General features: G+C 38.1%; 12 protein-coding genes, 1 tRNA gene and 1 pseudogene. 3 read left to right on the top strand and 11 right to left on the bottom strand.

The window, feature by feature from the left end:
- Positions 1-48 precede the first annotated feature (48 nt).
- The 9 genes and pseudogenes from SORDD27_RS02380 to SORDD27_RS02340 all read right to left on the bottom strand — a co-directional run bounded on the left by SORDD27_RS02380 (position 49) and on the right by SORDD27_RS02340 (position 6,294).
- Positions 49-378 (bottom strand): hypothetical protein, encoded by a 330-nt coding sequence (locus SORDD27_RS02380; protein ID WP_042768352.1) that lies wholly within the window; start codon positions 376-378, stop codon positions 49-51.
- Between the two features lie 144 nt (positions 379-522).
- Entirely contained in the window at positions 523-2,619 is a 2,097-nt protein-coding gene (locus tag SORDD27_RS02375; protein WP_061427109.1) for an SEC10/PgrA surface exclusion domain-containing protein, read from the bottom strand.
- 379 nt (positions 2,620-2,998) lie between these two features.
- The gene (locus SORDD27_RS02370) at positions 2,999-3,412 is read right to left on the bottom strand and encodes a helix-turn-helix transcriptional regulator (RefSeq protein WP_061427107.1); all 414 of its coding nucleotides are present in this window, start codon (positions 3,410-3,412) and stop codon (positions 2,999-3,001) included.
- Positions 3,413-4,193: 781 nt separating this feature from the next.
- A tRNA-Arg gene (locus SORDD27_RS02365) sits at positions 4,194-4,265 on the bottom strand.
- Between the two features lie 42 nt (positions 4,266-4,307).
- Positions 4,308-4,655: a 50S ribosomal protein L19 gene (gene rplS / locus SORDD27_RS02360; RefSeq protein ID WP_001068669.1), complete on the bottom strand. Its 348-nt coding sequence runs from the start codon at positions 4,653-4,655 to the stop codon at positions 4,308-4,310.
- 118 nt (positions 4,656-4,773) lie between these two features.
- Positions 4,774-5,103 (bottom strand): fluoride efflux transporter CrcB, encoded by a 330-nt coding sequence (gene crcB, locus SORDD27_RS02355; RefSeq protein WP_061427105.1) that lies wholly within the window; start codon positions 5,101-5,103, stop codon positions 4,774-4,776.
- A pseudogene (crcB, locus tag SORDD27_RS02350) lies at positions 5,097-5,470 on the bottom strand (fluoride efflux transporter CrcB). Before crcB (SORDD27_RS02350) ends, crcB (SORDD27_RS02355) begins: the two are co-directional and overlap by 7 nt.
- Entirely contained in the window at positions 5,467-5,733 is a 267-nt protein-coding gene (locus tag SORDD27_RS02345) for a chorismate mutase (RefSeq protein WP_000362439.1), read from the bottom strand. The pseudogene crcB (SORDD27_RS02350) and the gene SORDD27_RS02345 overlap by 4 nt, the downstream one beginning before the upstream one ends.
- Before the next feature lie 117 nt (positions 5,734-5,850).
- Entirely contained in the window at positions 5,851-6,294 is a 444-nt protein-coding gene (locus SORDD27_RS02340) for a flavodoxin (RefSeq protein ID WP_001162125.1), read from the bottom strand.
- A gap of 103 nt (positions 6,295-6,397) precedes the next feature.
- Here SORDD27_RS02340 and SORDD27_RS02335 point away from each other — a divergent pair, with 103 nt between their 5' ends.
- The 3 genes from SORDD27_RS02335 (at position 6,398) to SORDD27_RS02325 (ending at position 8,719) form a co-directional block, all read left to right on the top strand.
- Positions 6,398-7,342: a DHH family phosphoesterase gene (locus SORDD27_RS02335; RefSeq protein ID WP_061427103.1), complete on the top strand. Its 945-nt coding sequence runs from the start codon at positions 6,398-6,400 to the stop codon at positions 7,340-7,342.
- A gap of 107 nt (positions 7,343-7,449) precedes the next feature.
- Positions 7,450-8,313 (top strand): hypothetical protein, encoded by an 864-nt coding sequence (locus tag SORDD27_RS02330; RefSeq protein ID WP_061427101.1) that lies wholly within the window; start codon positions 7,450-7,452, stop codon positions 8,311-8,313.
- A gap of 163 nt (positions 8,314-8,476) precedes the next feature.
- On the top strand, positions 8,477-8,719 hold the full coding sequence (locus SORDD27_RS02325) for a type B 50S ribosomal protein L31 (protein ID WP_000710762.1): 243 nt from the start codon (positions 8,477-8,479) through the stop codon (positions 8,717-8,719).
- Positions 8,720-8,835: 116 nt separating this feature from the next.
- Here SORDD27_RS02325 and SORDD27_RS02320 read toward each other — a convergent pair whose 3' ends face one another.
- Together SORDD27_RS02320 and carB are read right to left on the bottom strand one after the other, a co-directional pair.
- On the bottom strand, positions 8,836-10,170 hold the full coding sequence (locus SORDD27_RS02320; protein ID WP_061427099.1) for an Nramp family divalent metal transporter: 1,335 nt from the start codon (positions 10,168-10,170) through the stop codon (positions 8,836-8,838).
- 216 nt (positions 10,171-10,386) lie between these two features.
- On the bottom strand, positions 10,387-12,543 hold a 2,157-nt coding region (gene carB / locus SORDD27_RS02315), incomplete at its 5' end, for a carbamoyl-phosphate synthase large subunit (protein ID WP_231069267.1).

The following is a 12,543-nucleotide window of genomic DNA, read 5'->3' as shown; positions in this document are numbered from 1 at the left end:
GGTTTTATCTATTTCATCTTAGAATTAGAAATAATTTCAAAAAATAAATCAGTTTGCCTTAGTTTCAGCATTTTTATCTTCAGTTTCTTTTTGCTTTTCTAAGACTGTTTCAGAGGTTGCAACTCCCTTATCCTGAACCACACTAGCTTCTTTCGCTTCTTTTACAGCTTTATCAAGAGAATCATGAGAAATAGGGACATCTACCTCACTTTTCTTCTCAACAACTACAGTTTTATCTGTTAAAACTTCATCAGCAGAAACCGAACCTGTAGAAACTACCATACCCAACATTGAAAGTGCAAGAATAACTCCATAAGTACCCCCAACTTTCATCTTACAGATTGAACCATAAGCCTTATATTCTTGTCCTTTTGACATTTAATTATTTATCTCCTTTTCTAAAAACATTTATAACAAATTAAAACTCTCAATCACTTGAAGGTGAACGAGAGCGTTTATAAACAACTATAATCATATTTTCTCCTTTTCTATAAAAAAGAGCCAGTAAAACTGACTCTTAATCTATTTCCATCTACCTAAATCATCAACCCAATAGCCTTGTACCCTCTCAGAACGAGCATAGATACCATTAGACTTCAAGTAAAACCATGCTTTATAATAATTATCGTAAATCCATTCACTTTTTGCCATCTTACCATTAGATTTCAGATAATATGAGCCTTGCCATGCACTATTCGCATAAACTCCATTCGATTTTAGATAATACCACGCTTGATAAGAACTATCATAAATCCATTCACTTTCTGCCATCTTCCCATTAGATTTCAGATAATATGAACCTTGCCATGCACTACGTGAATAACTTCCATCAGACTTCAAATAGTACCATGCTTTGTAATATGAGTCATAGACCCATTCACTCACAGCCATCTTCCCATCTGATTTCAAATAATATGAACCTTGCCAAGTATTTCTTAATGGCTGATTATTCTTATAGAAATACCACATCTTACCTTCTTGAATCCAGCCATTCTTCTTAAATGAAGGAGCAGGATCAGGCTTAGTTGGATTTTTTTCTACCTGCTTCTCCTTTGATGGAGTTGGTTTTGTCTGAGCAGGTTTCTTATTCTGAACATACCGTCCAGTACCATCAACATAGTATCGACCATTGTCTACCCAAGTATTGGTAGCCATTTTTCCATCAGAACCGAACCAATAATCACCTTCCCAAGTGTTTTTTATAGGTTGATTATTCTTATAGAAATACCATGCTGTTCCTTCTTGAACCCAACCATACTTTTGATTTTTATTTTGAACATATTTTCCTGACTTGTCAACGTAATAACGTCCATTATCTACCCATGAATCGGTAGCCATTTTCCCGTCAGAACCGAACCAATAATCACTTTCCCATGCATTTTTTATAGGTTGATTGTTCTTATAGAAATACCAATCGTTTCCTTCTCTTATCCAGCCTTTTTTCTCTTTTAAGGCTTCTTTCGCTTTACGTTCTTTCTCCTTTTCTTTTTCTTCTTCTTCGTTTAACTTATCAATTTCTTTAGAGATTTTTTCATATTCTTTATAAGAAGTATTTAGTTTTTCCAACTTCCCTTTTTCTGTTTCCAACTCCTTCTCTTTCTTGCCAAGAGTTGATTTTCTGTTACTTTCTGTAGTATTCACAGGAGTTTTTGTACTAAAATTATTCTTAGTTGATTGTGAAATAAAATCGTCAGAAACAGTAATGAAACTCATTTGAGTTCCATCTTTCAACAAGAAAATTGAAAGACCGAAATACTTAGTTTTATTGGGTTCACCCCAATTCAAACCAGCAATAGATTGAGCATGAAGGTATTCATAACCATTATACATAAATTCTAAAATTGCATCATAAATAGTACGTTTTAATTCTGCTTTTGTAACTTCTTTTAAACGGTGATTCGTACCTGCGCCATTTTCATAATATTGCCCACCATATTTTTTTTCTTCATCTTCCTTAGTAGAGGTAAGCAAACCATACTCTCTAGCTACCTCGTTAATTCCTTTTACATAGTGCCAATCCCATATACTTCTATCTGCTTTCTGCATTTTAACAGACAGTTTACTAGCAAAATCAATCGACGATTCAGCAAGAACTAGTTCCTTAGTTCCCATTTGCCTTCTAACTTGATTTATCATGTCAAAGGCAAAGTAGTTCAATTCAATCAATACTTCTTTAGGAAGATTATCTAGATCATAAACCTCAGCTTCATCAGAACCAACAGTTACAAAGTCATTCTTCTGTAAAGCCAACTTCGCACTTTCACTTTTCAGAATTTCTTCTGCCTGATCTCGTTCTTGTTCACTCTTACTAAAATCAAAATTATCCTTTAATGCTTTCACATAAGCAGGACTCACCTTTATAGTATTCTTTTCACTATATGGAACTTTCAAGGCTGCAACTTGATTCTTTAAGGTATCAACCTTATTCTCAGACTCAACAAGTGAATACCAACGACCATCACCTAGATAGCCAGTAACACCATTCTTCTTAGCAAGTTCACTTCTTTGATTATCTAATTCTTTAATCTTAGATTGTCTTGCAGAATCAGCATGAACAACACTACTAAATGCCAACAAAATAGCTGTCGATAAAAAAGCTATTGACTTTTTATATTTCATTCAAATATCCCCTTTTTGAAATGTTATATACATTATATCATATCTAGCTAAGAATAAATCTTCTTATTTTAAAATTCAATAATCACTCCATCTTCTCTGAAACGATTATACGTTCTTTCAATCTTAGACATAATCTTACTGTAATAACTTCGTGTAAGTTGACCTACACCATACAGCTGATAATATAAATCTTCACAACATTTTTTGGAAGAAACATAGACATCAGCACCATTTTTTACATGAGCATAGATTTTCAAATTCCAACAGAATCGTCTATAAATTCGGTTATACTCATTTAAAATCCATTCTTCGGAATAAGTCCTTAACCCTTGACCCTCTTTATAACCATACTCTTCGATTTTAACACACCTCTTTCCTACTACTCAATCTTCTCCGCTAGGTCAAGTAAGAATCGCTTCACTTCACTCTTATGAACATACTTAGTCTTATCATCATCAGCAAATCGAATAGTTTCTTCGTAACTTTTTCCTTTAGTCAACATTATTACCAATCCATGAGAAAATTGATGGTGACAACCTAGATTGTCTAAATCCTTTGTAGACAATACTTCTTCACGCTTCACAGTGATTTTTTCATCAACATTGATAAAATCATCAATCGTACAATTATAATACTTTGCTAGCTTGTAAAGTTTATCAATGCTAGGCTCACGATCTCCACTTTCATAGCGTTTATACGCTTTCTTTTGGATTCCTAAATAATTTGCTAAATCATCCTCTGACTTATTATTTCTTTCTCTATATAGAATCAATGCTTTTGATACGTTTATCATTTTTGTTACCTCATTTTCTATCTTCAACACCTCTACTCATATTGTTAATTTACATAAAGGAATATAGTAGATTCCCTTGTGAAAACTAACAATACTTTCAATTCTTATCAGGACAAAACCTGTTTTATAAAAAACTAGTTATTGTTAATTTTTCGCAAAATAAAAAGGCTTATTTCAAAGCCTTTTTACGTTTTTTTTCAATAGAATATAGCAATATAAAATATATGCTCTTATCTTCGCATACTTTCAGCCTCTCAGCCTACTACCTTCGCCAAGGTCACAAATTTAAAGATAACTCAATATCCCCTCTTTCTTACCCAAAGGCATTAGCAAGATTTTACTCTCACACACGACCATACAACACATAGACCTCACTATCTCACTCTAGCTACCTTCTAAGAAGTATCATTGACTGTACCACAGCCGTCAGTTCCCTTTTCTTATCTACTAAGGCGAAAGGACGAAACACCTACATTTTACATATTTGTATATAAAATGTGGGTGTTTCTCATAACTAATTTACATTAAACAGAGATAAACAAGTCAAAAATTAATTATTTAACTAACATAGCGAACATAAATAACTTATACCTATAAAGACTTACTCCTATGATCTACTTTACTTCATAATCATAAAAATCAAAACAAATATTTGGTCAAATTTTGGTCACAATTTGGTCAAAAATTCCAAAAATACTAACCTATTTTAAAAAGCTAACTTGTGATGATTGCCTTTAAACTAACACTTTAAATATTCTTTTTTTCTTTACGCTTCTTTATATGCCCCCTGCAGGAATCGAACCTGCAACTACTCCTTAGGAGGGAGTTGTTATATCCATTGAACTAAGGGAGCTAGAGAAAAACCCTGCTGAATGAGCAGAGTTTTTTAGTCGAATTAACGACGGATTTCTTTGATACGAGCTGCTTTACCTTGAAGAGCACGCAAGTAGTACAATTTCGCACGACGTACTTTACCGTAACGAACAACTTCGATCTTTTCAACACGTGGAGTGTGGATTGGGAAGATACGCTCAACACCTACACCGTTAGAGATTTTACGAACTGTGTAGTTTTCTGAGATGCCCGCACCTTTACGTGCGATAACAACACCTTCAAAAATCTGGATACGTTCACGGTTACCTTCGACAACTTTCGCGTGTACACGAACAGTGTCACCAGGACGGAATGATGGGATATCTGTACGAAGTTGACCTTCAGTCAAGCTTTGGATTAATGGATTCATTTTATTCTCCTATCTTTGTCAATCTTGAGGAACCTTCCTCAGCGGATAAACTGTATTTTTGTGCGTCCATTACACACAAGATACAGTTTACCAAATTTCCACCTAAAAGTAAAGAAATTTATAGCAGAATTCCTAAAAAAATCGCTAGAAAACCGCCTATGTAAGTTAAGAGAAAATAGCTATAAAATATCTTCTTGTCACTTAACAGTCTTTGCAGCTCGTCATTCAAGGTTGAAAAGGTCGTCAACCCTCCACAAAAACCTGTCGTAAGGATAGCATAAACTTCCTTGGACTCCACATGGTTGTAGAGTAGACCAATTAAAAAACATCCTAGAAGATTGGCTATGAGAGTTCCCAATGGCAATTTAGAAGGTTGATTATAGCGGGAAAAGAAATAACGCACCAGGGCTCCGAACCCGCAGGCAATTGCAAGATAAACGATTACCATTTCTTCCTCCCTAGAACATAAGCCAAGAGTAGACCTCCTCCAATACTCAAAAGCAGATAGATGATTAAACTAAGATAACGCCCGGTATCAAGCAGTTTTACTGCATCAAGCATTAGGCTAGAAAAGGTTGTCAGGCCACCGCAAAAACCCGTCCCCAGCGCCAAAACCAAGCCTTTACTAGTTCCCTTATAGACCAGATAGCCTTTTACCAGATAGACCAAGCAGAATATTCCCAGATAGTTGACGAGAAGGGTTCCCCAAGGAAAATCTGGACTGGCTGGTAACCAAGTGGAAATGAGATAGCGGACAAGGCCCCCACCATGGCAGCCAGAAAAATTCCTAGCGGATAAAATTGTTCTTTTTTCATTTAATGTTTTGATCCTGATAATCACGCGAACGTTTGAGTATGTCTGAAAAAGTTGCAACAATGGTCTCCTGATAGCGCTTATCTTCTACTCGATTTTTGACTTTCTCAAAAATAACTTCTTCTCTCTTAGTATCTAAAATAGGTTTTCCTGATGCTTTCTTATAAGCAACAACCCCTTCAACTAAGTGCATCCGTTCTTCTAGGAGCTTGACGATTTGGTCGTCGATTTGATCAATTTCTTGCCGAATAATATCTAAATCCATAGTATCTCCTCCTTTATTTGAATTATTGTATCAAAAAGCCTCTAAATAGGCTAGTAAAATCCCAAAAAAACTAATAAAAAAACGCACTGACTTCTTCCAGTCAGCGCAGTTTGATTCTTATCCTACTTTTGCAGCCAATTCTTCTGCGAATTGTTCCAATCGTTCGATGTCTTCTTCTTCAGCAGAGAGGTCTACTTTAACACACTCTGAACCTTTTTCTGCTCCTGTCGCGACAAATACTCGATCGAAGTCATCAACAGCCTTACAGAATTCGTCGTAGAAGGTATCACCTGATCCAACAACCCCGTAGATTTTGCCATTCAAGTTGAGATCTGCTAGGTCTTCGTAAAAGTCCATCATCTCATCTGGCAATTCTCCATCACCGTAAGTATAAGTCGCAACGATTGCGATGTCCGCCTCCAAGAAGTCTGAAGCGTCAACAGTCGTACATTCATCCACATCGACATCCAATCCCAAGTCACGCAATTTATCTGCTACAATATCTGCAATTTCTTCGGTATTACCGGTCATACTGGCAAATACAATTTTTGCTAATGCCATATCGTCCTCCTCAATTTATCTTTCTCCATTATATCATATCTTTTTCATTTTAAAAATAAAAATTCTTGTGCTACAATGAAATGAGAAAGAATTGAGGTTATTTATGGAAATTTGCCAGCAAATATTAGAGAAAATCAAAGAATACGATACCATTATCATTCACCGTCATATGAAACCAGATCCGGATGCCTTAGGGAGTCAGGTGGGATTGAAAGCTCTTCTCACACACCATTTTCCTGAAAAGACCATCAAAGCTGTCGGTTATAATGAACCAACTTTGACCTGGATTGCGGAAATGGATACTGTCCAAGACAGTGACTACCAAGGAGCTCTTGCTATTATTTGTGATACAGCGAATCGTCCTCGTATCGATGATAAACGCTACGAACAAGCTGCTTTCACCATCAAAATCGATCACCATCCAAATGATGATATCTACGGTGACCTATCTTGGGTGGATACAAGTTCAAGCAGTGCCAGTGAGATGATTGCATTATTTGCTCAAGAAAATCAGCTAGCTTTGTCTAGTGAAGCGGCACGACTTCTCTATGCAGGAATTGTCGGGGACACAGGACGTTTTCTCTACCCGTCAACTAGTGCCCGTACCTTTAGAATAGCTGGCCAGCTCCGAGAAATTGATTTTGACTTTGCTGGATTGTCTCGTCAAATGGATACCATGAGCTTCAAGATTGCAAAATTGCAAGGCTTTGTCTATGATCATTTAGAAGTTGATGAGAATGGAGCTGCACGGGTTCTACTTACTCAAGACATCTTGAAAAAATATAAGGTTACGGATGCTGAAACAGCGGCAATTGTCGGAGCACCTGGCCGAATTGATACTGTTAAGGCTTGGGCTATCTTTGTTGAACAAGCTGATGGTCACTTCCGTGTGCGAATGCGAAGTAAAATCACTCCTATCAATGAAATTGCCAAAGAACACGACGGAGGAGGACATCCATTAGCTAGTGGCGCCAATTCCTATAGTCTAGAAGAAAACGAACAAATATACAAAGAACTGAAAGAGGCTCTACAAATTCACCAAGGCTAAGAAAGAATTTTCTTGGCCTTTTATATGCTATATTCTTAAAATATACGGTTTCTTTGTACCTCAGTTTATGGTATAATAAATCAAACTGAATAAAAGGAGACTTAATAATGGAAAAAAATCGTTTGTATATTCTCATTTCTGCTGGAGTAGCCATCCTTGGTTCACTCTTGCCATGGGCTAGTTTAAATGCAGGTTCTTTTGGGTCTTATAGCGTGAATGGTTACCAAGGAGATGGGTGGTTTGTCATTATCGCGGCTATTGTATCTATTGTTCTTGCATGCTTGAATAATATGAATAAAGCAATGCCTAAAGGGTTCTCAATTGGTGTCATTGTTGCGGGTGCAATTGCAACCCTTGTCACACTAAATAGTCTCTTTAATGTAAATAAATACATGTCTAACTTTGGTGGATACGGCATTTCAATCGGCTTTGGTTTGATTTTAGCTCTTCTTGCTAGCATTGCATTAGTTGTAACTGGTCTCTTGGCAATGTCAGGTGGTAAAATTACAAAAGAGTCATTTACTGAATTAGCTGAATCTGGTAAAGATTTTGCTCAAACTGTCGGACGTGTAACAAGCTCTACTGTTAAAACTGCAGTCGAAGAAATCAAAAAAGAATCTCAAGAACGTAAAAAAGAAGAAACTACAGCTGAAAAAGCAGAGACTGTTAAAGAGGAAACCGAGCAAAAAGAAGAAGCTAAGGAACCAGCTAATGAAGAGGCTGAATCAGCAGAAAAAAATGCAGAACCAGTAAAAGAAGAAACTACAGAATCTGAAACAAAAACAGAAGCTGAGCCAGTAGCCGAACCAACAGAAACAGAGGCTGAAGCTGAAACTGTAACAGAATCAACAGAAACAGAACCTACTGAAACTGAAAAAGAGGCTAAATCAGCAGCAGAAAACACAGAACCAGTAAAAGAAACAGAAGTAAAAAATCAACAAGAAGAAAAAACTCCAAATCAAGAGAACTAATCATTCTTCTACCGTCACTCCAGTAAACACTGGAGTGATTTTTTATCAAGATTTTTAATAAAATCAGGGAAAAGACTTGCCAAACTTATCAGAATCTGATAGACTAGTATGGTAACAATCTATGGCTAGCAAAGAGACCATGGCAGAAAGGAAATATTGCAAAATGAAAAAAGATATCCATCCAGAATATCGCCCAGTTGTCTTCATGGACACAACTACTGGTTACAAATTCCTTAGCGGTTCAACAAAACGCTCTAACGAAACTGTTGAGTTCGAAGGCGAAACTTACCCATTGATCCGTGTGGAAATTTCATCAGACTCACACCCATTCTACACTGGACGTCAAAAGTTCACTCAAGCAGATGGACGCGTGGATCGTTTCAACAAAAAATACGGTCTCAAATAATGATAAAAAAGAACAGTTACCACTGTTCTTTTTTTGTACTTGTTTTTATGAACCAATCACTACTACTTTCTATTTGTCAACCTTCACGCTGACACTGTAATTGATTTCAAACGAGTTTAAAAAATATCGAAAAGAAGCTTGATATTGAGAATGGTCAAGATGATTGAAACTGCGTAACCTAGGATGGTGTTCCACTTGGCATTGGTGAATTCTCCCATCAGTGACTTCTTAGAGGTCAGATAGATTAAGGGGAAGATTGAAAACGGAAGAGCGATTGACAGAAAGACCTGTGAATAGACCAATAACTGATCCAAGGTTTTTTCTTGATGTCCAAACAAGACGGCAACAATAATCACAGGGAGCAAGGCAAAAATACGGGTACCGATACGGATAATCCACTGAGGCAATTTCAGATGCAAGAAACCTTCCATGACAATCTGTCCTGTCAAGGTGCCTGTAATGGTCGAATTTTGACCACTTGCTAAGAGAGCTAGGGCAAATAAAGTTGACAGAGTTGAACTAGCTATCGCTCCTGCTATTGTCGAATCCTGTAAAGCATTGTACATTTGAGAGAAAGCTGAAATTTCAGATGCATGCCCCAAAAAGAGAGATGCCCCTAAAATAAGAAGCAAGGAATTGACAATAAAGGCTAGAGACAACTGAAGATTTGAATCCCAGGTCATAAAACGCACGGCTTTTCGAACATCCTTCTTATCTTTGTGATTGATTTTCCTTGTTTGGGATAGGGAAGAATGAAGATAGAGATTATGGGGCATGACTGTCGCACCTACAATCCCTAGAGCCAAGGTCAATTGACTTTCATGGCCTGGTAACGGTGTTTCAAATAAAGTTGAGGTTGGTAAATAACCACCAATAATCCCCTGGATACTTGGATTGGATAAAGCTACCAGATAGGTAAAGATGGCTAATATGGTTAAAATAAGGGTCGTAACAATGGCTTCAATTTTTTTGAAGCCAAATTTCATTAACAACAACAAAAGAAATACATCTAAAACGGTTAAGAGGATAGCGACCATAATGGGTATTTTAAATAAAAGATTTAAGGCAATCGCTGAGCCTAAAACCTCGGCTAAGTCGGTCGCCATTAAAGCTAATTCTAAAATCACCCATAAACTATAACGAAGCCACTTGGGAGCATGATGTGCAGTTGCCTGTGCTAGGTCCATCTTAGTTACGATACCGAGCTTTCCAGCCATCTGTTGTAGTTGCATGGCAATGATGGATGAAATCAAAATAACAAATAAGAGACTATATTTGTAGGAAGCACCACCAACCACACTGGTAATCCAGTTTCCAGGATCCATATAACCAACTGCTACAAGGGCTCCAGGTCCTAAAAATGCTTTTAGATTTTGCCAAAAATGATTGTTATTGGGAGTTTCAATAGATTGGTTGATCTCAGAAAGAGAGACTTTTTTGTAAGAAGACATCGGAATTTTACACTTTCTAATCTGTCTTTACCTATTTTCTTAATGGCATTTTTGAAAATATCATGAAAATAGTTCCCTATTTCCAATTCTTCCTTATTATATCACAATTTAGAATGATTCTTAAGGAAAGAATGATAGTTGAAATAAGCAATATCTGTATTGCAAAAGCCAGCGATAGAAAACGCTGGCTTTAAAACTGTAAAAATTCTTTCTCAACTAGATCGCTTCTGTGACAAAACTACGGCTTTCTAGCACCTTGAGCATGGCATTAGCTGTATCTAGGGCTGTGAAGAGGGGTACACCGTGTTCAATGGCTGAACGACGGATTTGCTCACCATCTTCGTCAGCAGTTCGTTTGGTTCCGACAGTATTGATGATCGCTTGGATTTTCCCTTTGCGGACAAAGCTTGGGATATCCTGTTCATCGTCACCAATCTTACCAACAGGTTGGGCTTGAAGTCCATGACTGGCAAAGAAGGCTGCTGTCCCTTCTGTCGCGAGGATACCGTAGCCGATATTTTGGAAACGACGAGCCAAGTCCAAGGCTTCATCTTTGGAATCATCAGCAATGGTAAAGACAACATTCCCAAAGGTTGGTAAGTGTAGGTAAGAAGCTTCAAAAGCCTTATAGAGAGCTTTTTCAAGAGTAGTATCAGAACCCATAACTTCCCCTGTTGACTTCATTTCAGGACCGAGTAAGCTGTCTACCTTAGCTAGTTTCGTAAAGGAGAAGACTGGTGCCTTGATATGAACGCGAGTGCTTTCTGGATAAAGTCCATCTTGGTAACCCAGTTCTTCAAGACTTTGACCAAGAATGAGCTTAGTCGCTACCTGAGCCATAGGAATATTGGTTACCTTAGAAAGGAATGGAACCGTACGGCTGGCACGTGGATTTACCTCAATAACATAGACTTTCTCATCCTTGATGACAAACTGAATGTTCATCATCCCAAGACAATTAAGACCAATTGCTAAACGTTTGGTGTAGTCTGCAATGGTTTCCTGAACCTTTTGCGACAAGGTTTGTGGCGGGTAAACGGCCATTGAGTCACCTGAGTGGACACCGGCACGTTCGATATGTTCCATAATACCAGGGATAAGGACATTTTCTCCGTCTGAGATGGCATCCACTTCACACTCTTGCCCAACGATGTAAGAGTCAACAAGAACTGGGTGGTCTGGACTAGCCTTAACAGCGGTACGCATGTAAGAACGAAGGTCTTCTTCGTTTTCGACGATTTCCATAGCACGTCCACCCAAGACATAAGATGGACGAACGAGGACTGGGAAGCCAATCTTGCGAGCTGCAAGCACAGCTTCTTCTTCATTAGTTGCTGTTTGTCCTGGTGGCTGTGGAATATCCAAGTCTTTAAGGGCTTGTTCAAAGAGATCACGGTCTTCGGCACGGTCCAAGTCAGCTACTTGGGTACCAAGGATGGTCACACCTGCTTTTGCCAAAGGCTCCGCAAGGTTGATAGCTGTTTGACCACCAAACTGAACGATAACCCCTTTTGGTTGCTCAAGGTCAATGACATTCATGACATCTTCGAATGTCAATGGTTCAAAGTAGAGCTTGTCAGACACAGAGAAGTCGGTTGAAACAGTCTCTGGGTTTGAGTTCATGATGATCGCTTCATAACCAGCTGCCTGGATAGCCTTAACAGAGTGAACAGTTGCGTAGTCAAACTCAACCCCTTGTCCGATACGGATTGGACCTGAACCTAGGACTAGGACGGATTCCTTATCAGACTTGATAGACTCATTTTCCCATCCATAGGTTGAATAGAAATATGGAGTTTCAGAGTCAAATTCTGCCGCACAAGTATCGACCATCTTGTAAACTGGGACAATCTTGTTTTCCAAGCGAAGTTGGCGAACTTGGTCAGCTGTCGTTTTCCAGAGTTCAGCAATCTTGCGGTCTGAGAAACCATTAAGTTTAGCTGTTTTCAAGATTTCTAGATCTTGTGGATGGGCACCTAATTCTTGCTCAATTTCAAAGATGTGCAAGAGTTTATCCAAATAGAAGATATCAATCTTAGTCAATTCAGCAATTTCTTCTGGTGTATAACCACGGCGAATGGCTTCTGATACGTAGAAGAGACGGTCATCTTGGGCCTTGACAACCTTTTCAATCAAGGCATCATCAGAAACCGCTGCAAGTTCTGGCATTTCATTGTGGTGAACCCCAATTTCAAGGGAGCGACAAGCTTTAAGAAGTGACTCTTCGATGTTACGACCGATAGCCATGACTTCTCCAGTCGCCTTCATTTGGGTACCTAGACGACGTTCACCCTTTTCAAACTTGTCAAATGGGAAACGTGGAATCTTGGCAACGACGTAGTCGAGGGCTGGCTCAAACATAGCATAAGTTGA

The sequence above is a fragment of the Streptococcus oralis genome (assembly GCF_001579025.1).
Lineage (GTDB): Bacteria > Bacillota > Bacilli > Lactobacillales > Streptococcaceae > Streptococcus > Streptococcus oralis_X.
Note: the sequence above shows the minus strand (reverse complement) of the source record. Positions and strands in the feature narration are given on the sequence as shown.

Bases quoted from the DNA above. Each gene is read 5' to 3' on its own strand.
- SORDD27_RS02325 (WP_000710762.1), top strand. From the start codon at position 8,477: ATGAAAAAAGATATCCATCCAGAATATCGCCCAGTTGTCTTCATGGAC.
- SORDD27_RS02340 (WP_001162125.1), bottom strand. From the start codon at position 6,294: ATGGCATTAGCAAAAATTGTATTTGCCAGTATGACCGGTAATACCGAA.
- SORDD27_RS02330 (WP_061427101.1), top strand. From the start codon at position 7,450: ATGGAAAAAAATCGTTTGTATATTCTCATTTCTGCTGGAGTAGCCATC.
- SORDD27_RS02370 (WP_061427107.1), bottom strand. From the start codon at position 3,412: ATGATAAACGTATCAAAAGCATTGATTCTATATAGAGAAAGAAATAAT.
- SORDD27_RS02375 (WP_061427109.1), bottom strand. From the start codon at position 2,619: ATGAAATATAAAAAGTCAATAGCTTTTTTATCGACAGCTATTTTGTTG.
- SORDD27_RS02345 (WP_000362439.1), bottom strand. From the start codon at position 5,733: ATGGATTTAGATATTATTCGGCAAGAAATTGATCAAATCGACGACCAA.
- SORDD27_RS02380 (WP_042768352.1), bottom strand. From the start codon at position 378: ATGTCAAAAGGACAAGAATATAAGGCTTATGGTTCAATCTGTAAGATG.
- SORDD27_RS02335 (WP_061427103.1), top strand. From the start codon at position 6,398: ATGGAAATTTGCCAGCAAATATTAGAGAAAATCAAAGAATACGATACC.
- crcB (WP_061427105.1), bottom strand. From the start codon at position 5,103: ATGGTAATCGTTTATCTTGCAATTGCCTGCGGGTTCGGAGCCCTGGTG.
- rplS (WP_001068669.1), bottom strand. From the start codon at position 4,655: ATGAATCCATTAATCCAAAGCTTGACTGAAGGTCAACTTCGTACAGAT.
- SORDD27_RS02320 (WP_061427099.1), bottom strand. From the start codon at position 10,170: ATGTCTTCTTACAAAAAAGTCTCTCTTTCTGAGATCAACCAATCTATT.